At 67.6% G+C, this 26,389-nt stretch carries 25 protein-coding genes; 14 read left to right on the forward strand and 11 right to left on the reverse strand.

The genetic code is table 11. The features are described from left to right. Position 1 precedes the first annotated feature (1 nt). Positions 2 to 1,093: a ferrochelatase gene (gene hemH, locus ACTIEY_RS07760; protein ID WP_439518543.1), complete on the reverse strand. Its 1,092-nt coding sequence runs from the start codon at positions 1,091 to 1,093 to the stop codon at positions 2 to 4. 19 nt (positions 1,094 to 1,112) lie between these two features. Between hemH and ACTIEY_RS07765 the strand changes: the two genes are divergently transcribed. Both ACTIEY_RS07765 and ACTIEY_RS07770 read left to right on the forward strand, forming a co-directional pair. Beyond that, positions 1,113 to 1,850: an HAD family hydrolase gene (locus ACTIEY_RS07765; protein WP_439518544.1), complete on the forward strand. Its 738-nt coding sequence runs from the start codon at positions 1,113 to 1,115 to the stop codon at positions 1,848 to 1,850. A gap of 14 nt (positions 1,851 to 1,864) precedes the next feature. Further along, positions 1,865 to 2,515 (forward strand): glutathione S-transferase family protein, encoded by a 651-nt coding sequence (locus ACTIEY_RS07770; protein ID WP_439518545.1) that lies wholly within the window; start codon positions 1,865 to 1,867, stop codon positions 2,513 to 2,515. A 20-nt stretch (positions 2,516 to 2,535) separates the two neighbouring features. Here ACTIEY_RS07770 and ACTIEY_RS07775 read toward each other — a convergent pair whose 3' ends face one another. From ACTIEY_RS07775 to hpnD, 4 genes are read right to left on the reverse strand one after another with little or no spacing between them, the layout of a single operon-like run. Next, on the reverse strand, positions 2,536 to 3,228 hold the full coding sequence (locus tag ACTIEY_RS07775; RefSeq protein ID WP_439518546.1) for a glutathione S-transferase family protein: 693 nt from the start codon (positions 3,226 to 3,228) through the stop codon (positions 2,536 to 2,538). 1 nt (position 3,229) lies between these two features. Next, positions 3,230 to 3,691 (reverse strand): SH3 domain-containing protein, encoded by a 462-nt coding sequence (locus ACTIEY_RS07780; protein WP_439518547.1) that lies wholly within the window; start codon positions 3,689 to 3,691, stop codon positions 3,230 to 3,232. A gap of 40 nt (positions 3,692 to 3,731) precedes the next feature. Further along, positions 3,732 to 5,075 (reverse strand): hydroxysqualene dehydroxylase HpnE, encoded by a 1,344-nt coding sequence (gene hpnE, locus ACTIEY_RS07785; protein WP_439518548.1) that lies wholly within the window; start codon positions 5,073 to 5,075, stop codon positions 3,732 to 3,734. A gap of 29 nt (positions 5,076 to 5,104) precedes the next feature. Continuing rightward, complete coding sequence (gene hpnD, locus ACTIEY_RS07790) at positions 5,105 to 5,971, reverse strand: presqualene diphosphate synthase HpnD (RefSeq protein WP_439518549.1); 867 nt, start codon at positions 5,969 to 5,971, stop codon at positions 5,105 to 5,107. Positions 5,972 to 6,140: 169 nt separating this feature from the next. On the opposite strand from hpnD, the gene ACTIEY_RS07795 reads away from it, so the two are divergent. Further along, positions 6,141 to 6,455: a high-potential iron-sulfur protein gene (locus ACTIEY_RS07795; RefSeq protein WP_439518550.1), complete on the forward strand. Its 315-nt coding sequence runs from the start codon at positions 6,141 to 6,143 to the stop codon at positions 6,453 to 6,455. Here ACTIEY_RS07795 and ACTIEY_RS07800 read toward each other — a convergent pair. From ACTIEY_RS07800 to ACTIEY_RS07825, 6 genes are all read right to left on the reverse strand, one after another. Then, positions 6,442 to 6,738, reverse strand: coding sequence for a hypothetical protein (locus ACTIEY_RS07800; RefSeq protein ID WP_439518551.1), 297 nt, complete (start codon positions 6,736 to 6,738; stop codon positions 6,442 to 6,444). The genes ACTIEY_RS07795 and ACTIEY_RS07800 overlap by 14 nt on opposite strands. Further along, positions 6,735 to 7,952 (reverse strand): geranylgeranyl diphosphate reductase, encoded by a 1,218-nt coding sequence (locus ACTIEY_RS07805; RefSeq protein WP_439518552.1) that lies wholly within the window; start codon positions 7,950 to 7,952, stop codon positions 6,735 to 6,737. Before ACTIEY_RS07805 ends, ACTIEY_RS07800 begins: the two co-directional genes overlap by 4 nt. Continuing rightward, the gene (locus tag ACTIEY_RS07810; RefSeq protein ID WP_439518553.1) at positions 7,949 to 9,328 is read right to left on the reverse strand and encodes a BCD family MFS transporter; all 1,380 of its coding nucleotides are present in this window, start codon (positions 9,326 to 9,328) and stop codon (positions 7,949 to 7,951) included. The genes ACTIEY_RS07805 and ACTIEY_RS07810 overlap by 4 nt, the downstream gene beginning before the upstream one ends. Next, on the reverse strand, positions 9,325 to 10,212 hold the full coding sequence (chlG, locus tag ACTIEY_RS07815; RefSeq protein ID WP_439518554.1) for a chlorophyll synthase ChlG: 888 nt from the start codon (positions 10,210 to 10,212) through the stop codon (positions 9,325 to 9,327). The genes ACTIEY_RS07810 and chlG overlap by 4 nt, the downstream gene beginning before the upstream one ends. A 156-nt stretch (positions 10,213 to 10,368) precedes the next feature. Beyond that, positions 10,369 to 11,829, reverse strand: a complete 1,461-nt coding sequence (gene ppsR, locus ACTIEY_RS07820; RefSeq protein WP_439518555.1) for a transcriptional regulator PpsR — start codon at positions 11,827 to 11,829, stop codon at positions 10,369 to 10,371. A 43-nt stretch (positions 11,830 to 11,872) separates the two neighbouring features. After that, positions 11,873 to 12,814 (reverse strand): cobalamin B12-binding domain-containing protein, encoded by a 942-nt coding sequence (locus tag ACTIEY_RS07825; RefSeq protein ID WP_439518556.1) that lies wholly within the window; start codon positions 12,812 to 12,814, stop codon positions 11,873 to 11,875. A 280-nt stretch (positions 12,815 to 13,094) separates the two neighbouring features. Between ACTIEY_RS07825 and bchF the strand changes: the two genes are divergently transcribed. Genes bchF through acsF form a run of 11 tightly spaced genes read left to right on the forward strand, consistent with a single transcriptional unit; the run spans position 13,095 to position 26,378 of the window. Further along, a complete protein-coding gene (gene bchF / locus ACTIEY_RS07830) occupies positions 13,095 to 13,598 on the forward strand; it encodes a 2-vinyl bacteriochlorophyllide hydratase (RefSeq protein ID WP_439518557.1) in 504 nt (167 codons plus the stop codon). Beyond that, on the forward strand, positions 13,595 to 14,881 hold the full coding sequence (locus ACTIEY_RS07835; RefSeq protein ID WP_439518558.1) for a ferredoxin:protochlorophyllide reductase (ATP-dependent) subunit N: 1,287 nt from the start codon (positions 13,595 to 13,597) through the stop codon (positions 14,879 to 14,881). Before bchF ends, ACTIEY_RS07835 begins: the two co-directional genes overlap by 4 nt. Positions 14,882 to 14,898: 17 nt before the next feature. Next, complete coding sequence (bchB, locus tag ACTIEY_RS07840) at positions 14,899 to 16,443, forward strand: ferredoxin:protochlorophyllide reductase (ATP-dependent) subunit B (protein WP_439518559.1); 1,545 nt, start codon at positions 14,899 to 14,901, stop codon at positions 16,441 to 16,443. 7 nt (positions 16,444 to 16,450) lie between these two features. Continuing rightward, on the forward strand, positions 16,451 to 20,281 hold the full coding sequence (locus ACTIEY_RS07845; protein WP_439518560.1) for a magnesium chelatase subunit H: 3,831 nt from the start codon (positions 16,451 to 16,453) through the stop codon (positions 20,279 to 20,281). After that, positions 20,278 to 21,201: a ferredoxin:protochlorophyllide reductase (ATP-dependent) iron-sulfur ATP-binding protein gene (gene bchL / locus ACTIEY_RS07850; protein WP_439518561.1), complete on the forward strand. Its 924-nt coding sequence runs from the start codon at positions 20,278 to 20,280 to the stop codon at positions 21,199 to 21,201. Before ACTIEY_RS07845 ends, bchL begins: the two co-directional genes overlap by 4 nt. A gap of 14 nt (positions 21,202 to 21,215) precedes the next feature. After that, on the forward strand, positions 21,216 to 21,923 hold the full coding sequence (gene bchM / locus ACTIEY_RS07855) for a magnesium protoporphyrin IX methyltransferase (RefSeq protein WP_439518562.1): 708 nt from the start codon (positions 21,216 to 21,218) through the stop codon (positions 21,921 to 21,923). Then, positions 21,920 to 23,344: a BCD family MFS transporter gene (locus tag ACTIEY_RS07860; RefSeq protein ID WP_439518563.1), complete on the forward strand. Its 1,425-nt coding sequence runs from the start codon at positions 21,920 to 21,922 to the stop codon at positions 23,342 to 23,344. Before bchM ends, ACTIEY_RS07860 begins: the two co-directional genes overlap by 4 nt. 21 nt (positions 23,345 to 23,365) lie before the next feature. Next, on the forward strand, positions 23,366 to 24,124 hold the full coding sequence (gene puhA / locus ACTIEY_RS07865; protein WP_439518564.1) for a photosynthetic reaction center subunit H: 759 nt from the start codon (positions 23,366 to 23,368) through the stop codon (positions 24,122 to 24,124). Continuing rightward, positions 24,121 to 24,786 (forward strand): photosynthetic complex putative assembly protein PuhB, encoded by a 666-nt coding sequence (puhB, locus tag ACTIEY_RS07870; RefSeq protein WP_439518565.1) that lies wholly within the window; start codon positions 24,121 to 24,123, stop codon positions 24,784 to 24,786. The genes puhA and puhB overlap by 4 nt, the downstream gene beginning before the upstream one ends. Beyond that, on the forward strand, positions 24,783 to 25,241 hold the full coding sequence (puhC, locus tag ACTIEY_RS07875; RefSeq protein WP_439518566.1) for a photosynthetic complex assembly protein PuhC: 459 nt from the start codon (positions 24,783 to 24,785) through the stop codon (positions 25,239 to 25,241). The genes puhB and puhC overlap by 4 nt, the downstream gene beginning before the upstream one ends. 24 nt (positions 25,242 to 25,265) lie before the next feature. After that, positions 25,266 to 26,378: a magnesium-protoporphyrin IX monomethyl ester (oxidative) cyclase gene (acsF, locus tag ACTIEY_RS07880; protein ID WP_439518567.1), complete on the forward strand. Its 1,113-nt coding sequence runs from the start codon at positions 25,266 to 25,268 to the stop codon at positions 26,376 to 26,378. The last annotated feature ends 11 nt before the right edge of the window (positions 26,379 to 26,389 follow it).

Consider the following 26,389-nt stretch of genomic DNA (forward strand, 5'->3'; position numbering starts at 1 on the left):
CTCAGTCCTTCGCGCCCATGGCCAGCGCGCGCTCGCGGCTGGCCTTTTGCTCCATCGGGTTCTCGGCCACCTTCGTGGTCCAGCCCTGCAGGTGCCGTTCTGCCACATCGGCCAGCGCCCGGATCCATTCGGGGTGGTCGTTGAGGCAGGGGATGTAGGCGAAGCTTTCGCCGCCCGCGTGCAGGAAGGCCTCGCGCGCTTCCATGTTGATCTCTTCGAGTGTCTCCAGGCAGTCGCTTGTGAAGCCCGGGCAGACCACGTCCACGCTCTTCAGGCCTTTCTGCGCCAGTTCGATCAGCGTGGGTTCGGTGTAGGGCTCCAGCCATTTGGCCTTGCCGAATCGCGACTGGAAGGTGACCTTGTAGCGGTCCTTTGCCAGGCCGAGCTGCTCGGCCAGCAGGCGCGCGGTCTTGTGGCACTCGCAGTGGTAGGGGTCGCCCAGTTGCAGCGTGCGCTCGGGCACCCCGTGGAAGCTCATCACCAGTTGATCGCTCTGGCCATGCGCCGCCCAGTGCGCACGGATGGTGCGAGCCAGGGCGTGGATGTAGCCGGCGTCGTCGTGGTAGCGGTTGACGAAGCGCAGTTCGGGCAGGTGGCGCACGTTGCGGGCCCAGTTCATGACGCCGTCGACCACGCTGGCGGTGGTGGTGCCGCTGTATTGCGGATAGGCGGGCAGCACCAGCACGCGCGTGACGCCTTCGGCCTGCAGTTCGTCCATCACCGAGGCCAGCGACGGGTTGCCGTAGCGCATGGCGTAGCGCACCGTGACCTGGTGGCCGCGTTCGCCCAGGTAGCCGCGCAGCAGCGTGGCCTGTTTCTCGGTCCAGACCTTCAGCGGCGAGCCTTCGGGCAGCCAGATGCCGGCGTACTTCGCGGCCGACTTCTTCGGACGCACGCGCAGGATGATCCCGTGCAGGATCAGCAGCCAGACCGGTCTGGGAATCTCCACCACGCGGGGATCGCCGAGGAACTCGGCGAGGTAGCGCCGCAGGGCGGAGGGGGTGGGTTCGTCCGGGGTGCCCAGGTTGCACAGGAGCACCGCGGTGCGGGCGGCCTGGCCGTGGGAATAGGGCGGTTCGGGCTTGAAGGGCATGCGCTATTCTCTCGCAAGCATGAACACGCCCCCGAGTACCCCAGCGGCCCCCACCGCCGCCACGCTGGATCCGTCCCGGGTTCGCGCCATCACCCTCGATCTGGACGACACGCTCTGGCCCATCTGGCCCACCATCGAGCGGGCCGAGGCCGCACTGGCGGCATGGCTGCTGGAGAGGGCACCGGCCACCGCCGCGAAGTGGGGCGATCCGGTGGCGCTGCGCGAAGTGCGCAACCAGATGCACACCTTGCGCCCCGAACTGGCCAACGACATGAGCGCGCTGCGCAGGGAGTCGATCCGGCTGGTGCTCCAGCGCGAGGGAGATGATCCATCGCTCGCCGAGGCGGCGTTCGAGGTCTTCTTTGCCGAGCGCCAGCGCGTGGAGTTGTTCGAGGACGCCTTGCCCGCGCTCGAATGGCTGGCCAGTCGCTACCCGGTGGTGGCCTTGTCCAACGGCAACGCGGACGTGCACCGCATCGGCCTGGGCCAGCATTTCCACGCATCGCTGAGCGCGCACGTCTTTGGTGTCGGCAAGCCCGACGTGCGAATCTTCCATGCCGCTGCCGAGGCCGCGGGCGTGCCTTCAGAGGCGGTGCTCCACGTGGGTGACGACGCCCACCTGGACGCCGTGGGCGCCCTGGGTGCAGGCATGCAGGTGGCCTGGCTCAACCGCGGGGGTCATCCCTGGGACCATGCGCCGCTGCAGCCGCACACCACCGTGCCCGACCTGATGGCGCTGTGCCGCCAGCTGGGCTGAAACGCCGCGCCTCCATGACACTCACCATCTACGGCATTCCCGCTTCACGCGCCGTGCGCCCGCTCTGGGCCGCCACCGAAATCGGCATGGCCTTCACCCACGTGCCTTTGCCTTACCAGGGCGGCGGCACGCGCAAGCCCGAGTTCCTCGCGATCAATCCGAATGGCCATGTGCTGGCGGTGGTGGATGCGCGACCGGATGGTGACGTGGTGGTGTGGGAAAGCATGGCTTGCGCGCTGTACATCGCACGCCACCACGGCCGGGCCGATGGCATGGGCATCACACCGTCCAGCCCACGGGAAGACGCGGAGGCGTTGCGCTGGAGCTTCTGGGCCATGACGGAGGCCGAGGCCGATGCGCTCACCGTGCTCATGCACCGCCAGGCCATGCCCGAGGAGCGCCGCAAGCCCGAGCTGGCCGACGCGGCCGAGCGCCGACTGGCCGTGCCTTTTCGCGTGATCGAGGAGCACCTGGCGCGCCAGCAGGCCGCTGGTCAGGCGCACCTGGCAGGCGAGCGCTTCACGGTGGCCGACCTGTGCGTGGCCAGCGTGCTGAACTGGGCGCGCCCGGCCACCGCGCTCCTGCAGGCTCATCCGCTCACACTGGCCTGGCTGGTGCGCTGCATGGCGCGGCCGGCGTACCTGAAGGTGCGCGAGAACGGCTGAGCCGGCACGCCGCCTTCGCCTCAGGTCATCTGCAGGCGGGCGAGCTGGGGAAACATGTGCTTGCGCGCCTCGGCGTCGTTTTCGGCCTTGAAGCTGTGCTGACGTTTCAAGGCGTCGATGCGCGCGACCGCGGGCCGGCTGTTGATGGCGGAGATGAAGCGCTGGATGTGGGGGAATCGCTCCCACAGCGCCTTTTCGTCGCCGCCCAGCGCGTGAGGGATGAGCCGCGCCCAGCCCCAGCAGGCCATGTCGACGATCGAGTACTGGTCGCCCACCATCCAGGCCTGCCGCGACAGCCGCTCCTCGATCAGCGTCCAGTGCCGGTTGGCCTCGAAGTCGTATCGATTGAGGGCGTAGACGTTCTCTTCCTTCATGTGGTGCCGGAAGTGCACCGCCTGCCCGGAGAACGGCCCGATGCCCGACGCAATGAACATCAGCCACGACAACATCTCGTGCCGGTGTGCGTCGCCGGGCAGGAACTGGCCGGTCTTCTCGGCCAGGTAGAGCAGGATGGCATTGCTGTCGAACACCGCCTTGCCGTCGTCGACGATGGCGGGCACCTTGGCGTTCGGGTTGATGGCCAGGAATTCCGGTGCGAACTGCTCGCCCTTGCGGGTATCGATCGGCACCGGGGTGTAGTCCAGCTCGGTTTCCTCGAGCATGAGCAGCACCTTCATCGGGTTGGGTGCGAAAGTGAAATAGCAATGAATCATGTCACCAGCCCCACAGCAGACGTTTCGCGATCCATCCCCCCACGCCGCCTTCGCGTTCCACGCGCACCCAGTCGGCTCGTTTCTCGCGCGTGCGCACGAGGTCGCCGTAGCTGGCCTTGCCGACGATGCGGTGCTGTGTGCCGGGCCCGCTGCGGATGTTTGCCACTTTCGATTTGACGATGTGGTGCGGCGTCTTGCCGGTGAGCGAGCGCGCCACCCAGCCGCTGTCGCCTTCGAAGTCGCGCACCTTCACCCAGCTGCCCTTGCGTTGAGTGACCTGCAGCGGGTAACCCCTCTTCAGTTCCCACAACACGGGCGTGTGGGTGCCTGGGCCTTCGCGCATGTTCAGGGTGGTGCCCTTGACACTGACCATGTTCTGCGCGGTGGCCGTGCCGCTGGCCAGCGCGAGCAGACCGATACCGAGGGCGGCGAGAAGGGGGCGGGTGGAGATGGTGCCGATCATCCTGGGAGATTCCTTTCCTGGAGTGGGTTGACGGGATGGCTCAAGTGGGAACGTCTGCCTCTGCAGAGGTTCCCGCAGCGGCTTGCAGGCCGCTGCGCACGGCGCCTTCGAGCGTGGCGGGGTAGGGCCCTTGCACGTAGTCGCCGGCCGCCCACAGTCCCGGCGCGATGCGTGCGGCGGGACGTTGCGTGCCAGGCACGCAGGCGAACGTGGCTCGCTTTTCTACCACGGTTTGCACCGCCTGCAGGGCGGGCAGGTCCAGCTCGCGCGCGGCCTGCGCGAGCACGTTCGCCTGCAGCGCGTCGCGCTCGCCCTGACTCGCGCTCACCACGAAAGCCAGCACGCCTTGTGCCGCGGCGTTGTCCGGTTCCAGCTGCCCACGGTCGAACACGAACTGCGCGGGTCCCATACGCAATGCGAGCATGGGCGCGGCCAGGCGAACGTCGGCACCCCAGGTGTAGACCGTGGTGATGGCGGTGAACGACAGAGCCTGGGTGGTCGATGCCCAGTGGCGCAGCGCCTCGGGTGCATCCACGGCTTCCGTCATGGCCTGCGCAGCCGGACTCGCCGCAGTGGCCCAGATCACGCGGTCGAAGGCTTCCTCCTGGCCATCGGTCTGCAGCATCCACTGGCCCGCATGCCACCGCAGTTGCGTGACGCGTTGCCCCAGGCGAAGGCGCGTGTGCGCCCCATGGTGTTTCGCCAGCCACCCGGCGGCGGCCTGTGGAAACAGCGCGGACAGGTCGCGGCGCGGCAGCAGCAGGCTGGAGGCCTTGAAGCCCGCGCTCCCCGGGCCGAAGAGGGCGTCGCGCATCACGCGCAGAAAGACCGTGCCGCTGGCCACTTGTGCGGGAACGTTCAGCGCAGACACGCACAGCGGCTCGATCAGCTCATCCATGACGCGAGGGGGCAGGCCCCCGCAGACATCGGCCACGGTGTGCTCGGGCGGGCACTGGAAGCCGGAGCGCTGCCAGTGCAGTGAAGTGCGCACGAGGGCCAGGCGTTCACGCCAGAGCCAGCCGCGCGCGGTGGCGATCGCCGCCAGCGCGTCGAATGGGGCGGGCCATTTCGCAGCCCAGCCTGGCGTGCGCAGGCCAGCGCCATCGGGGTACGGCAGCGCCAGCGGCAAGGCCAGAAGATGTTCGCGTGTGTCCAGCCCCACGCGCCGCATCTGCGCCAGCGTCGCGCTGTACGCGCCGATCAGGATGTGCTGACCGTTGTCCAGCGTGATGGGGGTCCCATCGGGCCGATGCGTGGGCAGCGCGCGCGCTCGCCCACCCAGGGCACGCGTCGCTTCCATCACGGTCACGTCGGCGCCGCGCGAGGCGGCTTCCACGGCTGCCGCCATGCCGCCCCAGCCTGCCCCGACGATGGCGAGCTTCACAGGCGGCCGCCGGCCAGCCCCCTCGGGGCTCATAGCCTGCCCAGGGCTTGAACCTTCCAGGCCAGCCAGAATTTCCGCAAGGGTGTCAGGCTCACGCGCTGCGTCAACACCGGCAGGGGATCTGCCGCGATCTCCTGCAGCAGCGTGCGGTAGATGCTGGCCATCATCAGGCCAGGCTTCTGCGCACGGCGGTCGGCCTCGGGCAGCAGGGCCAGGGCGTCTCCATAGAGTTGCAAGGCGCGGGCGCACTGGAACTGCATGAGCGCGGTGAATCGGCGATTGAAGTCGGCGCGGTCTTCGCCTGCGGACTTGCCGCGCTGCAGGAGTTCGTGTGCCTTCACGTTGAAGCTCTGCAGTTCGTTGACGGGCAGGTAGATGCGGCCGCGAACGGCGTCCTCGCCCACGTCGCGAATGATGTTGGTGAGCTGGAAGGCCAAGCCCAGCCGGTGCGCGTATTCGGTGGTGCGCACCTGCGTCTGCCCAAAGATGTGCGCGGCGACCTCGCCCACCACGCCGGCCACCAGGTGGCAGTAGCGCTGCAGGTTGGCGAAGTCCAGGTAGCGGTTCTGCTCCAGGTCCATCTGGCAGCCATCGATCACGGCCGTGAGGTGGCGCGATTCGATGTCGTACGGTTTGCACATCGGCATGAGCGCCTTCATGACCGGGTGGGTGGGGGAGCCCGCGAAGGACTGCGCCACTTCACGCCGCCACCAGGCCAGCTTGGTCTGCGCCACGGCGGGGTCGCTCACCTCGTCCACCACGTCGTCCACCTCCCGGCAGAACGCGTAGAAGGCGGTGATGGCGGCACGGCGCTCGGGCGGCAGGAACAGGAAAGCGTAGTAGAAGCTGCTGCCCGAGGCCGCGGCTTTTTGCTGGACGTAGTCTTGTGGGCTCATCGTGGTGTGGGTCGACGCCCAAGTGTAAGCACCGCGCCGGGCAGGCCCTCCAGGGCGCCGAAGGCCAATGGGCGAGCGCGCCAGTCAAGCGTTGCATTCGTTAAGACGGCGTTAACAGGGCGGCAGTAGCATGGGCTGGCAATCCTGCATTTCCCCACGAGGTCAACAAATGAACGGTTCCAATCGTCGCGTCTTCATGCTCCAGGTGGCAGCGGGTGGCTCCGCACTGCTGGCCGCCACGGCCCAGGCCCAGGCGCCAGCCCTGGTCAATGAGAAAGATCCGACCGCAGTGGCGCTGGGCTACACGGCCGATGCCACCAAGGTCGACACCAAGAAGTACCCCAAATACGCCGCGGGGCAGAAGTGCGGCAATTGCCAGCTCTACACCGGCAAGGCCGGCGATCCGGCGGGCGGTTGCGGCATCTTCCCCGGCAAGCTGGTCTCGGCCAACGCCTGGTGCAGCGCTTACGTCAAGAAGGCCTGACCACGGGGTCCTGGCGCTGCCAGCGGCGCCAGAGATCCAGCCCGTGTGCCACGCCAGCGGCGGCCACGCACACGGCAACCCAGGGCCAAGCGGTCGCTCCCAGCGCGGCACGCAAGGCCAGCATGAGGCACAGGCCGGATGCCATGTTGAGCGCGTAATCGCGTGGCGCCAGGCCTCTGCCGGTTCTGGCGTGGAACACCCACAACCCCAGCCCTTCGAGCAGGGTGAAGACGATCACCGCATCCAGCAGCAGGCGCAGCGCGCCAGGGTCGCCCAGGTTCACACCCGCGCCAGGCCCAGCAGGTGGCCCACGTCCTTGAAGAAGATGCGCACATGCGCCATGGGCTTGCGGCGCGTGAGCTGCTTGTTCATGTACGACTCGAAGGTGAGCTGCTGGACATCCCGGTCCTCGCAGATCTTGACGAAGCGCTCGCGCCGCTTCTCGCTGCCGTACCAGAACGACTGCATGATGCCCAGCACCCAGAACACCGTGCCGTGCAGCTTCATGAACCGTTGCCTGGCCAGCTTGAGGGCCTGCACATTGCCGGTGGCCAGCATCTCATGCACGGCCTGCGCGGCCAGCTGGCCGCCCACCATGGCGTAGTAGATGCCCTCGCCCGAGGCGGGAGCCACCACACCGGCCGCGTCGCCGGCCAGCACCACGTCGCGTCCGTTGTCCCAGCGCGGCAGCGGCTTCATGGGAATGGGCGCGCCTTCGCGCCGCAGGGTCTGTGCGCCCGCCAGTCCGCTGGCCTCGCGCATGCGCTGCACCGAACCGCGCAGCGAGAAGCCCTTGTCGGCGCTGCCAGTGCCCACGCTCAGCGTGTCGCCGTGCGGGAACACCCAGCCGTAGAAATCGGGTGAGAAGCGGCCTTGGTAATACACGTCGCAACGCGCGCCGTCGTAGTCGGCCGTGCGGTCCTGTGGCGCGGGTGCCCTCACGATCTCGTGGTACGCGAAGACGTACTTCGTGCGTTCGGCGCCTGGCACGCCGCCCTGGCGTGCCACCTCGGAGCGCGCGCCGTCTGCGCCCACGATGGCCCTCGCCCGCACGCAGGCGGGGGTGCCTTCGCCCCGCTGGTGGCGCTCGCGAACGAGGTAGTGCACCACGCTCACGCCGTCGGCGTCGCGCTCGAGTTTCTCGAACTGGCCAGTGCGCCGCACGGCACCTGCGGAGCGTGCGCGCTCGCGCAGCCACTCGTCGAAGGCCTCGCGGTTGACCATGCCGACAAAGCCGTTGTCGATGGGAATGTCGACGTGCTTGTTCGACGGCGCGATCATGCGCGCGCACTGCGCGCGGGCCACCAACAGTTCGTCGGGGATCGCGAAATCCTTGATGAGGCGCGGCGGGATCGCGCCGCCGCAAGGCTTAATGCGACCCGCACGGTCGAGCAGCAGCACCGAGCGGCCCTGGCGCGCGAGTTCATGCGCCGCGGTGGCGCCGGAGGGGCCGCCGCCGATGACGACAACATCGAAAATTTCTTCGCTGGAGTTCATGACTGTGGCCTCGGTGAGGAGCCCGGGGCAAACGATTCGCCCGCGTGGTGGAAACCGGTGACGGATGGGGCACGGGGCGCAGGCGCGGCCAGGCGCCAGGCCAGCCAGGCCGACAGCACAAAAGCGAGCGCCTGAAGGGCAAACACCATGGCGTAGGCCACCCCGGGCGAGGCAATCAGCCAGCGCGCGAGATCGCTGGCCCCGGTGCCCACCAGGCCCCCCAGGCCGAAGGCGACCGCCTGGGCAGCCCCCCAGAGCCCCATGCGCACACCTTCGCGCGCCTGCCGGCCCTCGGCAGCCAGCCGCATCATGGAGCCGATGGCGCCGATGGAGAACGCGCCGTTGGCCACGCCGAGCGCGAACACGGTGGTCTTCAGGTGCCAGCCCTCGCCTTGCAGCCCGGCGAACGTGAGCGCGAGCAGCGCCAGCGCAGACGCCAGGCAGCCGCCGATGGTCCATCCTCGCAAGGAGCCGATATGCCGCAGCACCGCGTGGTGCTTGAAGCGCGCGCCGATGGCACCGGCCAGTGCCACCAGCAGCATGCCGCCCAGCACGCCACCGTGCTGCACGCCAGAGAGCTGGGTGGACTCGCCCGGCGTGTAGCCGAACACCGTGCCCGCGAAAGGCTCCAGGATGAGGTCCTGGGCGCTGTAAGCCAGCATGGAGACGAACACGAAGATGGTGAAGCGGCGCGCCACAGGTTCGTTCCACACCTGGGCGAGGGCCTCGCGGAACTGCGGCTTGCGGGGGCTGTCCCGATCGACCGTTGCAGCGCCGGACACCGGGCCTTCGAGTCCGCGCAGCGCGACAGCTGCGAGCAGCAACGCCAGCAGGGACACGCCTGTGCTCACCATCAGCAAGCGGGTCGGTGTGTACGGGTCCAGCCAGTGTCCGGCCAGGCCGGCCGTCAGGGCGAAGCCGGCGATCATCATCATCCACACCAGCGTGGCTGCACCGGCGCGGCGGCCTTCCGGCACGCGCTTGGCCAGGAGCACCAGCAACGAGGTGCCCGCGGCGCTCACGCCCAGGCCCACCATGGCAAAGGCGAGCAGCGCCAGCGCCATGCCGGCCACCGGGTGCGTGCCCATCCACACCGTGGCCAGTGCGGCCAGCACACCGCCGCAGGCGAGCACGACCATGCCACCCACGATCCAGGGCGTGCGCCGTCCGCCGACGTCCGATCCGAAACCCATGCGGGGCCGCGCCACCTGCACCGCGTAGTGCAGGGCCACCAGCACGCCGGGCAAGAGCGCCGGCAGGGCGAGCTCGACCACCATGACACGGTTCAGCGTGGAGGTGGTCAGCACGACGATGGCACCCAGTGCCATCTGCACCAGGCCGAGCCGGGCGATGCTGGCCCAGCCGAAAGCGCTCATGTGGCGGCTCCCGTGAGACCGCGGAGGGCGAAGGCGCTGACCATCATGCCGGCCACGAAAAGGGGCACGCCAAAGCCGCTGTACCAGAGCGCGCGTTCGACGGGTGCGGCCATGAAGCGGCGCATCATCACGAACTGCACTGCGAGCAGCCCCACGAGCGCGGCAGCGTGCAGGGGCTGGTTCCAGCTCAGCAGCAGCACGATCACCACCATCTGCGGCACCGCCATGAACCAGCAGGCCACGCGGGCGGCGCGGTCCACGCCCAGTTGCACCGGCAGCGATCGCACGCCCATCTGCCGGTCGCCAGTGACGGCCTTGAAATCGTTGAGCGTCATGATCCCGTGCGTGGCGGCGCTGTAGAGCGCGGCCAGCACCAGCGACTCACCGCCGGGCATGGCGCCACCGGCCATGACCGCCGCACCCGTGATCCAGGCGATGCCTTCGTAGCTGATGCCGCAGGCCGCATTGCCCCACCAGCCGTTTTCCTTCAGGCGCACGGGCGGCGCGCTGTAGGCCCAGGCCAGAAGCAAGCCGAGGGCCGCGGCACCGAACCCCCATGGGCCCAGCACGGTCGCCACCAGGAGGGAGACGATGGTCCAGGCGATGGCGAGGTACAAGCCCCATGCGCCCGGCATGCGGCCTGAGGGAATGGGGCGTTGCGGCTCGTTGATCGCGTCCACGTGGCGGTCGTACCAGTCGTTGACGGCCTGGCTGGTGGCGCACACCAGCGGTCCCGCCAGCGCGATGCCCACGATGGCCAGCACCCAGCGTCCATCCATCGAGACACCCGAGGCCACCACCCCACACGCAAAGGCCCACATGGGCGGAAACCAGGTGATGGGTTTGAACAGCTCGGTGACAGCGGAAAGGGCAGGGAGCTTCATGGTGAAGCTTGTACTCCTCGCCCCTGTTAGTGTCAATTAAAAATGACACTTTATATCGTAAACACTGATTCAGGCCGCTGTCGCCTGGCGGCATCCGTCGGGCACAAAAAAACCAGCTCTTTTCGGAGCTGGTTTTTCAGGGGGCCGCAGCGGCGCTCAGTGCGTGTCTTCGCCCACGCCTTCCAGAATGCCGAAGCGCCGCAGCTTGATGTAGAGGCTCTGACGCGAAAGGCCGAGCATTTCGGCGGCCGATGCGCGGTTGTCGCCGGTGAGTTCGAGCGCGGCTTCGATGCAGAGCTGTTCGATGAGGTCGGTGGTTTCGCGAACGATGTCCTTGAGCGGCAAGCGGCCCACCAGTTCGGTCATCTGGCTGGCCGAACGCGGCAGTTCCTTGCTGGTGCGGCTGTCGTTGGTCAGGCGGCGGCCCATGTCGCGGATGGTGAAGCCCAGGCAACGCTGCGGCCCGCTGTTGACCGCCACGGCGGAGATCTCCACCTCGGAGACGGAACCGTATTCGCCTCGCATCTGTGTGGCAAACAGGCGAACGGTACCGTGCTGGCGCAGGTTGGTCAGCAGGACGCGGAAGTCCACGCCCGTGCGCCCCAGCCACTTGTCGAGCACCTCGCCGCGCGCCTGGTCTTCAGTGCCCAGTTGCCCCATGTCCAGGAAAGCGCGGTTCGCGCTCAGCACGCGGCCCTCCATGTCGGTGACCACCAGCGCGTCGGGCGCGGCTTCCATCACCTGCAGCAGCCGCTGCTTGCCGCGCGCCAGGCTCGGGGCCACGCTGTCTTGCGCTCGCGTGAAGCGCAACAGGAAATGCAGGGTGTTTTCCTGGCGGAACTGCGAAGCCGTCACCACGAGTTCCTGGGCGCCTTCGATCAGCCGCACTTCACAGGGATCTGCCTTGCCGCTTGCGCGCAGCCGGTCGAGCATGTCGCGCAGGGCGTTGTGGCTGGCGGTGTCCAGGCTGGCGGCCAGCGTCCAGCCAGGCGCACGGGCCTTCTCGCCGAACAGTTCGTAGGCCGCCGGGTTGGCCTCTTCGAGCTTGTCGATCGAGCCTTCAAGAATCACCACAGGCTCCGAGGCCATCTGGAACAACAGGCGGTAACGCGTCTCCACCTGGCGCAGTCGCCAGTAGTCGCGCTCCATGGAGAGTTGTGCAGTGACCAGCCGCTGCTGCAGTGCCGCCTGGCTGCGCAGGTCGCGGCCGAAGGCGACGGCGTGAGCGGTGTCGCTCTCGCCTTGTTCGGAATGGAGCTGGATCACCGAGTAGGACAGCGCCAGGTCGGGCTTGTCGGTGACCGGGTGGTTCACGTGGCGCCAGCGCACACCTTCAGATGTGGGGTCGGTCTTGTTGAGCAGGGCTTCGACCTTGGGCTTGCTTTCCACCGTGACGGTGTCGACCCAGGGCTTGCCGATCCATTCCTCGCAGCCCACGCTGAGCATGTCGGCGCTGCTGAGCGCCATGTCGCGAATCACGCCGTCCTTGTCCAGGATGAGCACCACATCGGAGGCAGCCGTGATGAGCTCGGCGGCCGACTGCGCATCGAGGTTGGCAAGGAACTGCCCGGCCATGTCGAATGGCTTCTCGGCATACGCTTGCGGCGCCTGGGGCATGTTGAGCTTTCGGAAAGGTTGAGCAGACTTCAGGTTCGGTCAATCATCTCCGCTGGTGGCTGTCGTTCACCAGCTTCTCTGCCAGACTGGGCGCCCGCGGACCATCGGTGACGATGGCATCGGCGGGAATCCGCTGACCGTATTCTGGATGCAACCCGAAAATCGCACCGCCCGCGATTATAGAGACGCGGGGGTTGAGGCTCTTTCGGCGCACCAGCTTCATCATCTCGCTCAGCCGCTCGATGCCGGTCTCGCAGGCCAGCGAGAAGCCGACCACGTCGTACCAGTCTTTCTCCACCATCGCCGGCGCGGCGTGGCTGGAGAGGAAATTGGTGACCACGTCCCATCCTGCGCGGTGAAAGATCTCGCCCACCATCGACAGCCCGAACGTGTGCTGTTCGCCGGGGCAGGGCATCAGCAGCAGGCGCCGGCCTTCCAGCGTGGAGGTGGAGCCATTGAACTGCGCAAAGGCCGCACTGTTTTCCCGCAGCACCTGCTGCAGGCGGCCCAGACCGACGGTCACTTCGGTGAAGGTGCACAGATCGCGTTCCCACATCTCGCCCAGATGCCGGGCCACCGGCGCCAGCAGGTCCATGAAGATCGATTCGACCGGCACGCCCCGGTCTCGCAGCGCGACCACGCAGGCGCGGATGGCGGCGTCGTCCTCGTGCAGCACCAGCTCGGCAAACACCGCGACGTCTTCGGTGGTGACCTTCTGGTTCCCGGAGATCGGGAAGGCATCGCACTCCTGCGGCACGCGGTGCGCCAGCATGAGCCGGGGGATGATTTCGTATTCGATCGCTTTGGCCAGCAGCACGGAGCGGAGGCTCTCGTCGGGGGGTGGATCGCCGGGCTCGGTGCGCAGCAGGTCATCGATGGCCGGGGGAAAACCCGCGGCGGCGTGCCCGTCCGGCCAGGGACCTGGAGGGGCGGCACCGAATTCCCCGCTTTCCTTCGGCGGGGATGTCCTTGAATACGAGCCCATTCCATGTCTCCTTGCGCTCTTGCGCTTGTGCGGATCGCAGGGGCCTGGTCTTTCGCCGAGCTCTTTGCACCTTCGGGTATGCGTCGGTGTGGATCGCTGGAATGCTTTGTACAACCGTCAACCGGCGGCGTCAAAACATTTCCGGATACCCGTCCAGAAAACTTTACTACGTTGGATTCAAATGTCAATCAAACAATACGTCAATTTAAGTTGACACAATTCCCGGGACCATCTAAATTGGGTTCCAGCGAGTCCCCAAGGCTCCATGGAGACAGAACCGATGCATCCCGAGACACCGCGACCGGCCACCGGTCGCTCCCTCTACACCCCGCAGGAGCGCCAGCGGCGTGACTCGACGGTGTGGACCCTGGTGCAGGGGGTGCTGGCCCCGGTGCAGTTCCTGGTGTTCCTTGTCAGCCTGGTGCTCGTGCTGCGTTTCCTGGCCACCGGGGAGGGCGAGTGGGCCGCCACGGTGTCGGTGGTGGTCAAGACGCTCACGCTCTACACCATCATGGTCACCGGTTGCATCTGGGAGAAAGTGGTCTTCGGTCGCTACCTGTTCGCCCCCGCTTTCTACTGGGAAGACGTGTTCAGCATGCTGGTGCTGGCGCTTCACACGGCTTACCTGGTGGCGCTGTTCGCCGGTTGGTTGCCGCCGCGCGCGCTGATGCTCCTGGCGCTGGCCGCCTACGCGGCCTACGTGGTGAACGCCGGGCAGTTCCTGTGGAAGCTGCGGATGGCCCGCCTGCAGGGCACGCTGGTGCCGCGGGAGGTGTTCGAATGAGCCCGGTGATTCCGATCCGGGCCGACACACCCGGCTGCACCGACGCCCCCGTGCTGCGCGAGCGGGGCCAGCGGGAGGTCTTCTGCGGTCTCACCGGCATCATCTGGCTGCACCGCAAGATCCAGGACGCCTTCTTCCTCGTGGTCGGTTCACGCACTTGCGCGCACCTGATCCAGAGCGCGGCGGGCGTGATGATCTTTGCCGAGCCCCGCTTCGCCACGGCCATCATCGACGAGCGCGACCTGGCGGGCCTGGCCGACTGCAACGAGGAACTCGACCGCGTGGTCACGCGCCTCATCGAGCGCCGGCCAGAGATCAAGCTGTTGTTCCTGGTGGGTTCTTGCCCGTCCGAAGTCATCAAGCTCGACCTCTCGCGCGCCGCACAGCGCCTCTCCGGCCGCTTCTCGCCCGACGTTCGCGTGCTCAACTATTCCGGCAGCGGCATCGAGACCACGTTCACGCAGGGTGAAGACGCCTGCCTCGCATCGCTGGTGCCGGTGCTGCCCGCCAGCACCAAAGGCGCGCCGGCCGAGTTGATGGTGGTGGGTGCGCTGGCCGATGTGGTGGAAGACCAGTTCGCGCGGTTGTTCGAGCAGCTGGGCATCGGCCCGGTGCGATTCTTTCCGCCGCGCCGTGCCTCGCAGATGCCCGCGGTGGGGCCGAACACGCGCTTCCTGCTGGCGCAACCGTTTCTCGCCGACACCGCGTTGGCGCTCGAAGCCCGTGGCGCGCAGCGCCTGCCGGCACCGTTTCCACTGGGCGTGGAGGGCACGACCGCCTGGCTGTCGGCCGCCGCGCGCGCTTTTGGCGTGAGCCCCGCTCAGTTCGACGCGGTGACCGGGCCGGCCCGCGAGCGTGCGGCCAGCGCCCTGGCGCGCCAGCGTGTGCAACTCGAGGGCAAGCGCATCTTCTTCTTCCCCGATTCGCAGCTGGAGATTCCGCTGGCGCGCTTTCTCTCGCGCGAACTCGGCATGCAGCTCACCGAGGTGGGCACGCCCTACCTGCACCGCACTCACATGGCCGAAGAACTGGCGCTGCTGCCGGCGGGCACGTTCCTCAGCGAAGGTCAGCACGTGGACAGGCAGCTCGACCGCTGCCGGGCCGAGCGTCCGGACCTCGTGGTGTGCGGCCTGGGGCTGGCCAATCCGCTCGAAGCTGAAGGGCTGACCACCAAGTGGGCGATCGAGCTGGTCTTCACACCCATCCAGGGCTACGAGCAGGCGGCCGATCTGGCCGAGCTCTTCAGCCGCCCGCTGGTGCGCCGCATGCGCCTGGCCGCCTGAGCGCAGGAACAACCGCCATGCAACTCACGCTCTGGACCTACGAAGGCCCACCCCACGTGGGGGCCATGCGGATTGCCACCGCGATGAAGGATGTGCACTACGTGCTGCACGCACCGCAGGGTGACACCTACGCCGACCTGCTGTTCACCATGATCGAGCGCGATGCGAAAAGGCCGCCGGTGACCTACACCACCTTCCAGGCTCGCGACCTCGGCGGTGACACGGCACAGCTCTTCAAGGATGCCGCACGCGAAGCTTTCGAGCGCTTCAGCCCCAAGGCCATGATGGTGGGCTCCTCGTGCACGGCCGAGCTCATCCAGGACGACCCGGGTGGCCTGTGCAAGGCGCTGGATCTGCCGGTGCCCGTGGTGGCCCTGGAACTGCCCTCCTACCAGCGCAAGGAAAACTGGGGCGCGGCCGAAACCTTCTACCAGATGGTTCGCCAGCTCGCCGACACGCAGATCAGGCGCCCACCGCGCGAGCCCGGCCAGCGCGCCCGCTGCAACATCCTGGGTCCGGCGGCGCTGGGCTTCCGCCACCGCGACGACCTCCGCGAGATCAGCGGCCTCCTGCGCGACATGGGCATCGACATCAACGTCACCGCGCCGCTGGGCGCATCGCCCGCCGACATGGCGCGGCTGGGGGACGCGGATTTCAACGTGGTGCTCTATCCCGAGATCGCCTCCATCGCAGCGGGCTGGCTCACGCGCACTTTCGGCCAACCGGCCACTCGCACCGTGCCCATCGGCTCGGGTGCCACGCGCGACTTCATCGCCGAAGTGGCCGCGCTCGCCGGGGTGGATCCCACAGCGGTGCTGGCCGATGCCAACGCGCGCGCACCCTGGTACGCGAAGTCGGTCGATTCCACCTACCTCACGTCCAAGCGCGTGTTCGTCTTCGGCGATGCCACCCATGTGGTGGCAGCCGCGCGCATCGCCGCCACCGAGATGGGCTTCACTGTGGTCGGCCTGGGCACCTACAGCCGCGAATTCGCCCGTGAAGTGCGCGACGCCGCGAAGCTGCATGGCGTGGACGCGCTGATCAGCGACGACTACCTCGAGGTGGAAGCCCGCATCGCCGAGTTGCAGCCCGAACTGGTGCTGGGCTCGCAGATGGAACGCCACATCGCCAAGCGGCTGGGCATCCCCTGCGCCGTGATCTCGGCCCCCGTGCATGTGCAGGATTTCCCCGCGCGCTACTCGCCCCAGATGGGCTTCGAAGGCGCCAACGTCCTGTTCGACACCTGGGTGCACCCGCTCATGATGGGCCTGGAAGAACACCTGATCGGCATGTTCAGGGGCGACGCCGAGTTCCATGAAGACGCTGCGCCTTCGCACCTGGGCGGTTCGCACAAGCCTGCGCCACTGCCGACGCCCCAGCCTGTCATGGCCGTCACGGCAGAAGCCACCTGGGGCATCGAAGCAGAAAAGGAACTCCGCAAGATTCCATTCTTCGTTCGCGGCAAGGCTCGCCGCAACACCGAACTTTATGCCAGGGACAAGGGCCTGCCCGTGATCACGCTGGAGACGCTCTACGATGCCAAAGCCCATTTCAGCCGCTGAGAGCCCCATGCTCTTGCCCGGCATGAAGGTCGTGCTGGTGACCATGGACAGCCACCTGGCCAGTGCCGCCGAACGCGCGCACCGCAGCCTGGCCAAAGCCGTGCCGGGGCTCTCGCTGTCGGTGCACGCCGCCGCCGAATGGGGCGATGACGATGCCGCGCTGCGCCGCTGCACGGACGACATTGCACGCGCCGACATCGTGATCGCCACCATGCTGTTCATGGAAGACCACTTCCTGCCGGTGTTGCCGGCGCTGCGCGCCCGCCGCGAAAAATGCGATGCCATGGTGTGCCTGATGTCGGCCACCGAGGTGACCAAGCTCACGCGCATGGGCAAGTTCGACATGAGCGGCCCGGTGAGCGGCCCCATGGCGTTCCTGAAGAAGCTGCGCGGCAAATCGACCGCCGACGTGAACACCTCGCCCGAAGACAAGAGCAGCGCGGGTGCGCGCCAGATGAAGATGCTGCGTCGCCTGCCGCGCATCCTGCGCTTCATCCCGGGCACCGCGCAGGACGTGCGCGCCTATTTCCTGTCCATGCAGTACTGGCTGGCCGGCTCCGAGCAGAACATGGTCAACCTGGTGCAGTTCCTGGTGGAGCGGTACGCCACTGGCGCCCGGCGCGACATGCGCCCTCGCTGCGTGGTGGGCGCGCCGCTGGAATACCCGGAGGTGGGTGTGTACCACCCGCGCATGAAGCAGCGCCTCTCCGCATCGGTGGCCGATCTGCCGCTCGTGGCCACCACCGGCCAGCGTGGCACGGTGGGCCTGCTCGTGATGCGCTCGTACCTGCTGGCGGGCAACACGGGTCACTACGACGGGGTCATCACCGCAATCGAAGCGCGGGGACTCAAGGTCATCCCGGCGTTTGCCACCGGGCTCGACAACCGTCCCGCCATTGAAGGCTACTTCCAGGGCAAGGACGGCCGCCCGGTCATCGACGCGCTGGTCTCGCTCACCGGCTTCTCGCTCATTGGTGGGCCGGCCTACAACGACGCGCACGCGGCCGAGGACGTCCTCGCGAAGCTCGACGTGCCGTACCTCGCGGTCACACCCGTGGAGTTCCAGACACTGGACCACTGGGGTGCCTCTTCGCGCGGCCTGCTGCCGGTGGAGTCGACCATGATGGTGGCGATCCCTGAGCTCGACGGCGCCACCGGGTCCATGGTCTACGGTGGGCGCGGCAGTGCCTCGCACGTGAGCTGCACCGGCTGCGCCAAGGCCTGCACGTTCGATGCCATCGAAGGCGCGCACGACATGCAGACCTGCAGCGAGCGCGCCGATGCGCTGGCCGCGCGCGTGGGCAAGCTGATCGACCTGAAGCGCTCGGACCGCGCCGGACGCAAGGTGGCGGCGGTGGTGTTCAACTTCCCGCCCAACGCCGGCAACACCGGCACGGCGGCTTTCCTGGCGGTGTTCGAGTCGCTCTACAACACGCTCGCCGCGATGAAGGCGCAGGGTTACACCGTGGACATGCCCGAGAGCGTGGACGCGCTGCGGGAAAGCATCATCCACGGCAACGCGGCGCAGTACGGCGCGCCGGCCAACGTGCACGCGCTCATCGACGTGGATGACCACGTGAAGCGCGAACGCCACCTGCGCCAGATCGAAGCGCAGTGGGGCCCCGCGCCGGGCCAGCAGCTCAGTGACGGGTCGCGCATCTTCGTGCTGGGCGCGCGCTTCGGCAACGTGTTCGTCGGCATCCAGCCCGGCATGGGCTACGAAGGCGATACCATGCGCCTGCTGTTCGAGCACGGCTTTTCGCCCACGCATGCGTTCTCGGCTTTCTACCGCTGGATCCGGGAAGACTTCGGCGCGCACGCCGCGCTGCACTTCGGCACCCACGGCGCGCTGGAATTCATGCCCGGCAAGCAGAACGGCCTGACCGCCTTGTGCTGGCCCGACCGCCTCATTGGCGATCTGCCGAACATGTACCTGTACGCCTCGAACAACCCGTCCGAAGGCACCATTGCCAAGCGCCGCGCTGCGGCCACGCTCATCAGCTACCTCACGCCGCCGGTGGCGCAGGCCGGGCTGTATCAGGGCCTGATGGAACTCAAGGACCTCCTTGAACGCTTCCGTTCCCTGGAACCCGAAGCGCAGGACGAGCGCGCCGAGATCGCCACCATGATCCAGGCGCAGGCCACCACGCTCGCGCTGTGTGAGGCACAGGATGCGTGGGGTCCGCAGGCCGAAGCCCGCATCGCCCGCCTGAACGACGCCGTGCTGGAGCTGGAATACACGCTCATTCCCTACGGCCTGCACGTGGTGGGGCAGGCGCTCACCCAGCCCGAGCGCGTGGACCTGCTGCTCTCCTGCGCCGACTCCTTCCTGGGGGAACCCGGCGCGGCTGCGAAGCTGCTGCGCCCCGCGGTGGAAGCGCTGGTGCAGGGCGCCACGCCGGCCGAGGCGGTGAAGGCCTTGCGCGCGCAGCACCCGGGCAGTCATGCCGTGGACGACGCGGCCCTGCTGACCCAGCTCAGCAGCCTGGCCGCCACTGACGTGTTGCTGGCGCAAGACCACGAAATCGACGGCATCCTGCGCGCGCTCGACGGCCGTTTCCTGCGGCCGGCGCCCGGCGGTGATCTCCTGCGCACGCCGGCCATCCTGCCCACGGGCCGCAATGTGCACGGCTTCGATCCGTTCCGCATTCCCAGCGCCTACGCCGTGAAGGACGGCGCGCGACAGGCCGAGCGACTGCTGCAGAAGCACCTGGCCGATGGCCATTCGTTTCCCGAATCCATTGCCATGGTGCTGTGGGGCACCGACAACCTCAAGAGCGAAGGCGGCCCGATCGCGCAGGCCCTCTCGCTCATGGGTGCGCGGCCCCGCTTCGACAGCTACGGCCGCCTCGCTGGCGCCGAACTGATCCCGCTGGCCGAGCTGACCCGGCCGCGCGTGGACGTGGTGATCACGCTCTCGGGCATCTTCCGCGACCTGCTTCCGCTGCAGATCAAGCTGCTGGCCGAAGCCGCGTTCATGGCCGCATCGGCCGACGAGCCGGCCGAACACAACTTCGTGCGCAAGCACGCCCTGGCCTACATGACCGAGCACGGTGGCGACCTGGAAACCGCTTCGCTGCGGGTATTCGGCAATGCCGAGGGCGCCTACGGCTCCAACGTGAACAGCCTGGTGGACAACAGCCGCTGGGAAGACGGCGATGAGCTTGCCGAAACCTACAGCCGCCGCAAGGGCTTCGCCTACGGCCGCGCAGGGCGCCCGGTGCAGCAGGCCCGGCTGCTGCAGAGCGTGCTCGGCGGCGTCGAGCTGGCGTACCAGAACCTGGACTCGGTGGAGCTGGGCGTGACCACAGTGGACACGTACTTCGACACGCTGGGCGGCATCAGCCGCGCCATCCAGCGCGCGCGGTCGGTGGAGCAGGGCGCCGATGCGGCGATGGCGCCGGTCTACATCGGCGACCAGACGCGCGACAGCCACGGCGGCGGCACGGTGCGCACGCTCACCGACCAGGTGGCGCTGGAGACGCGCACCCGCATGCTGAACCCGAAGTGGACCGAAGGCATGCTCAAGCACGGCTACGAAGGCGTGCGCCAGATCGAGGTGCATGTGACCAACACCATGGGCTGGTCGGCCACCACGGGGCAGGTGCAGCCCTGGGTCTACGAACAACTCACCCAGGCATTCATGCTCGATCCCGAGATGCGTGAACGCCTGGCGCGGCTGAACCCGACGGCCTCGGCCCGCGTGGCCAGCCGCTTGATCGAAGCTTCCGAACGCCAGTTCTGGAAGCCCGCGCCTGAAGTGCTCAAGGCACTGCGCCAAGCCAGTGATGAACTGGAAGACCGCCTTGAAGGCGTATTTGAAGGAGCTCCCGCATGATGACCGAGACCAGCGTTCCCCTCACCGACCTGAGGCGCGCCTCAGGCCGCGCGGCGCGCGAAGACGGCGAGGGCAGCCTGCAGGTGCAGCTCGATCCCTCGCTAAAGATCGGCAACGCCAAGGTGTTTGCGATCTATGGCAAGGGCGGCATCGGCAAGAGCACCACCAGCTCCAACCTGTCGGCCGCGTTCTCCCACCTGGGCAAGCGCGTGCTGCAGATCGGCTGCGATCCCAAGCACGACAGCACCTTCACGCTGACCAAGAAGATGTTGCCCACGGTCATCGACGTGCTGGAGACGGTGGACTTCCACCCCGAGGAACTGCGCGTGGAGGACTTCGTGTTCCCCGGCTACAACGGTGTGATGTGCGTGGAGGCCGGTGGACCGCCTGCCGGCACCGGCTGCGGCGGCTACGTGGTGGGTCAGACCGTGAAGCTGCTCAAGGAACACCACCTGCTGGAGGACACCGATGTGGTGATCTTCGACGTGCTGGGCGATGTGGTGTGCGGCGGGTTTGCCGCACCCCTGCAGCACGCGGACCGCGCGCTGATCGTCACCGCCAACGACTTCGATTCCATCTTTGCCATGAACCGCATCGTGCAGGCGATCGGCGCGAAGGCGAAGAACTACAACGTGCGCCTGGGCGGCGTGATCGCCAACCGCAGTGCGGGCACCGACCAGATCGACAAGTACAACAACCAGATCGGCCTGAAGCTGGCCGCGCACTTCCCCGACCTGGACGTGATCCGCCGCAGCCGTCTCAAGAAGTCGACCTTGTTCGAAATGGAAAGCTCGCCCGAACTCGAAGCGGTGAAGGCCGAGTACATGCGCCTGGCGGCTTCGCTGTGGCTCGGTGTGGAGCCGCTGGCCGCGGTGCCCATGAAGGACCGCGACATCTTCGACCTGCTGGGTTTTGATTGAACCGGAAGACGGCCATGAAAACGTCCAACGCCAACTACATCGAACGCCGCTCGGAGATCGAGAACTATTTCGATCGCACCGCGGCCCAGGCCTGGGAACGCCTTACGTCGAACGCTCCTGTGGGTCGCATTCGTGCGTCGGTGCGGGCGGGGCGTGACCAGATGCGCAGCACGCTGCTCGGCTGGCTGCCGCAGGACATGCGTGGCCTGCGTCTGCTCGATGCGGGCTGCGGCACGGGCGCGCTGGCGTTGGAGGCCATGCAGCGCGGCGCCGAGGTGGTGGCCATCGATCTATCTCCCACGCTGGTGCAACTGGGGCGCGAACGCAACGCCACGCTGCAGCCCAACGGGCGCGGTGGCAGCATCGAATACCGGTCGGGCGACATGCTGGACGACGCGCTGGGCCAGTTCGACCACGTGGTGGCCATGGACTCGGTCATCCACTACGACACGCCCGACATCGCCAACGCCATCTCACGCCTGGCCGCGCGCACGCGCGGCAGCGTGCTCTTCACCATCGCGCCCAGCAGTCCGTTGCTGAGCGTGGCCCACACCGTGGGCCGCTTCTTCCCCCGCAGCGACCGCTCCCCGGCGCTCACACCGGTGTCCCAGGCCCGCCTGCGCGCAGCGCTTGTGCAGCGCCTCGGCGGCTGGAAAGAAGGCCGCAGCCAGCGCATCTCCAGTGGCTTCTACACCTCCCAAGCCTGGGAGTGGACACGGTGAAACTCCAACGCCTGCTGTCGCCCGCCTGGGCGATGAACATCACACTGCGCTACGCGCCGTTTGCGGACGCGGCCTCGGCCGACCTGCCGCTCGGTCGGTTGCTGCGGCTGTCGCTGTTCCAGGCGTCGATCGGCATGACCATCGCCCTGCTGGTGGGCACGCTCAACCGCGTGATGATCGTGGAGCTCAACGTGCCGGCGTGGTGGGTTGCGCTGTCGGTGGCGCTGCCGCTGGTGTTTGCGCCGCTGCGCGCGCTCATCGGCTACCGCAGCGACACGCACCCGTCTGCGCTGGGCTTGAAGCGCATGCCCTACATGTGGATCGGCACGCTGCTCATGTTCGGCGGCCTGGCCATCATGCCGTTTGCACTGCTGCTGCTGACCGTGACCGATGCCAGCGTGTGGGCCGGCCGGATCGGTGCGGCGCTCGCGTTCCTGCTGGTGGGTGCGGGCATGCAGATCACGCAGACCGCCGGCATGGCACTGGCCAGCGACCTCTCGCCCGAAGACAAGCGCCCGCGCGTGGTGGCCCTGCTCTACAGCACCTTGCTGGTCGGCATGATCCTGGGCAGTGCGCTGCTGGGCTTCGCGCTCATCGACTTCACGCCCACGCGCCTGGTGCAGGTGGTGCAGGGCGCGGCGGTGGTGGTGGCCCTGCTCAACATCACGTCGCTGTGGAAACAGGAGCCGCGTCAGGCACGGCGCGGCGCGCGCGCGCCCGATGGTTTCTCGAAAAGCTGGAAGCGCCTGATGGCGATACCCAAGATCAAGCGCTTCCTCTGGACGGTGGGTCTGGGCACCGTGGCCTTCAGCATGCAGGACATCGTGCTCGAACCGTTCGGTGGCCAGGTGCTGGGCCTGGATGTGAGCCTGACCAGCGCGCTCACGGCCATGAGCGCGGGCGGCGCGCTGCTGGCTTTCGTGCTCTCGGCGCGTTTCACCTCGCGCGGGCTCGACACCATTCGCCTGGCTGCCTTTGGTGCGCTGCTGGGCCTGCCGGCCTTTGCCTGCGTGATCTTCGCGGCGCCCATGCAGTCTGCGCTTCTGTTCCAGGTGGGTGCTGCGCTCATCGGTTTTTCGGGTGGCCTGTTCTCCGTGAGCATGCTGCTGACCGCCATGGAGCTGCCCGAACGCGAGCTCACCGGCCTGGTGCTGGGCGCCTGGGGCGCCGTGCAGGCCACGGCTGCCGGCGTGTCCATGGCGCTGGGTGGCGTGCTGCGCGACGTCGTCTCCAGCCTGGCCACCAACGGCTGGCTTGGCGAGTCCCTGAATTCGCCTGCCACCGGCTACAGCTTCGTTTTCCACCTTGAGATCTATCTGCTCTTCGTGGTGCTGATCGCGTTGGGACCGCTCGTGCGGCGCAACCCGACGGGCACCGTCCGCCACCCTCACCCGATTGGCCTGGCCGAGTTGCCGGGTTGAAAAACCACCAGGAGAACCACCATGGAAACAGGCGCCATCACCCAGTACGTCGACGTCGCACAGCTCGTGCTCTACGCGTTCTGGATCTTCTTTGCAGGGCTGGTCTATTACCTCGTGCGCGAGAACCACCGCGAAGGCTATCCGATGGACCCGGGGCGAGAGAACGGCCCGAAGACCACGGGCTGGCCGGTGCCCGACACCAAGACCTACAAGCTGCACGACGGCCGCGAGGTGCTGATCCCCAATGCCGATCGTGCGGACGGTGCGTACAGTGCGCAGCCCACGCACCGTTGGGCAGGCGCGCCCCTGGAACCGGTGGGCGACCCGCTGCTGGCCGGTGTGGGGCCAGGTGCCTGGGCCCAGCGCGCCAACGCGCCGGACCTGACCTTCGAAGGCCACGTCAAGATCGTGCCCCTGCGCGTGGCGGGCGACCACGGAGTGGCGCTGCAGGATGTGGACCCGCGCGGCCTGCCGGTGATCGGCGCTGACCGCGAAGTGGCCGGCGAGGTGAAGGATCTCTGGGTGGATCGTTCGGAAATGCTGTTCCGCTACCTGGAGGTGGGGTTGCCATCGGGCCGTTCGGTGCTGCTGCCCATGACCTTCTCGCGCATTCGCAAGCACGGTGTGTTCGTGCACGCGCTGCTGGCCGAGCAGTTCGGCAACGTGCCCGCGCTGGCCCACCCCGAGCACGTGACGTTCCTCGAAGAGGAGAAGATCACCGCCTACTACGGTGCCGGCACGCTGTACGCCACGCCGCGCCGCCAGGAGCCGATGCTGTGAACGCCCACCACGAACACGAGTTCGAGGCCGAGCCGGGCCTGCCCGAGCCGCTGCCCCGGGGTGAGCGGCTGATCTGGCAGGGCAGCCCGGATTTCCGCATGCTGGCCATCCACGCCTTTCACGTGCGCAAGCTGGCGCTGTACTTCACGGCCATGCTGGGGCTGCAGTGGCTCTACCTCAGCGCCGACCCCCTCGCGCCGCTGCTGCGCCCGTTGCTCACCAGCCTCGGCATGGCGTTGCTGGCGCTCGCGCTGCTCACCACCATTGCTTGGTTTTCCGCACGCACCACGCTCTACACCCTGACCGACCGGCGCATCGTCATGCGCATCGGGATCGTTCTGACGCTCACCTTCAACCTCCCGCTTCGGCAGGTCGCCGGCGCAGCCATCAAGCCGCAGGCATCGGGCCATGGCGACATTGCACTCACCTTGTCCGGCTCGGACCGCATCGCCTGGCTCAACCTGTGGCCGCATGCGCGTCCCTGGCAACTGCGCCAGCCCCAGCCCAGCCTGCGCTGTGTGCCCGACGCACAGGCCGTGGGCGCGCGCATCCAGCAGGCGTGGAACGCGGTGCACCCCGAAGCGACACCGGTGCGCGGCGAGGTGATCCCGATGCCCGTGCGCGGCGTGCGTGAGAACCGCGTTCCGGCGGTGACGGCATGAACACGCACCACCCGTCTCCGCTGGGCACCGCCACGCCGTGGCCCATCCGGGCGCTGGGCGCCCTGCTGCTGGCCGTGGTGGTGGCCGTCACCTGGCAGTACAAGGTCAATGGCGGGGTGGTGTCGGACGAAGCCGGCGCCGTGCAGTGGCAGCGGCTCCTGCAGTTCGAGGACCGCGCCAATGGCGACATCGCCGTGCTCGACGCACGCACCCGCGAGGAGGTGGCGCGCTTCCAGGGCGAGCAGGGTTTTCTGCGCGGCAGCCTGCGCGCCCTGGCCCGCGAACGCAAGCGCACCGAATTCGGCCCGGACGTGCCGTTCGAGCTCACCGGCCACGTGGGTGGACGCATCACCCTGCTCGACAAGGCCACCGGCCAGCGCATTCCGCTCGAATCCTTCGGCCCCACCAACTCGGCGGTGTTCGCACAGCTGCAGTGGGCCAGGCCCGTTCAGTAATTCCCCAGACTTCAGGAGCACGCCATGAACACCGCAGCCACCGCCGACGTCGACCACGTGGACCGGCTCATGGACAGCGTGGAGAGCGCGGCCGACGCCAACGCCAAGGCGGTGAAGAACACGGTGCTCTCGCCGCGCTTCTACACCACGGACTTCAAGGCCATGGACGCGCTCGACGTCTCCAGCGTGCGCGCCGAGTGGGATGTGATGATGAAGGAGTACGAGGGCGACAACAACCACGACCACTTCCAGCGCGACGCGGCGTTTGCCGATGAGGTTCGCACGCTCATGCCGCAGCTCTCACCCGAGATGCGCCAGGAGTTCCTGGATTTCCTGATCAGTTCACTGACCTCGGAGTTCTCGGGCTGCATCCTCTACAACGAGATCCGCAAGAACGTCAGCAATCCCGACATCAAGCAGCTCATGACCTACATGGCGCGCGACGAATCGCGCCACGCCGGGTTCATCAACCAGTCGCTGAAGGATTTCAACCTCGGCATCGATCTGGGCAGCCTGAAACGCACCAAGGCGTACACGTTCTTCAAGCCCAAGTACATCTTCTACGCCACCTACCTGAGCGAGAAGATCGGCTACGCGCGGTACATCACCATCTTCCGCCAGCTCGAACGCCATCCCGACAAGCGATTCCACCCCATCTTTCGCTGGTTCGAACGCTGGTGCAACGACGAGTTCCGCCACGGCGAATCGTTCGCGCTCATCATGCGGTCGCAGCCCCACCTGCTGCGCGGGGGCAACCGCCTGTGGATCCGTTTCTTCATCCTGGCGGTGTACGCCACCATGTTCGTGCGTGACCACACCCGCCCCCTGCTGCACGAGGCCATGGGCCTGGATTCCCGCGAGTACGACTACACGGTGTTTCGCATCACCTCCGACATCTGCCGCCAGGTGTTCCCGATCGAGGTCGACATCGACCACCCGGTGTTTCGCCAGTGCATGGACCGCCTGCTCCAGATCTCGCTGGCCGCCGACCGCGCCACGAAACAGGGTGGCCTGATGGGCCGTTTGCGCCGCGGCGTGTGCGCGGTGCAGGCCGCATGGACGTTCGGGCGGCTCTACCTGGTGCCCGTGATCGAGCACGACCTGCCCAAGGACATCCGCATGGAGCCGGTCTGGTGATCCAGGCCCAC

Origin of the sequence: Hydrogenophaga sp., assembly GCF_051858985.1 — a bacterium.
Taxonomy (GTDB): Bacteria; Pseudomonadota; Gammaproteobacteria; order Burkholderiales; family Burkholderiaceae_C; genus Hydrogenophaga.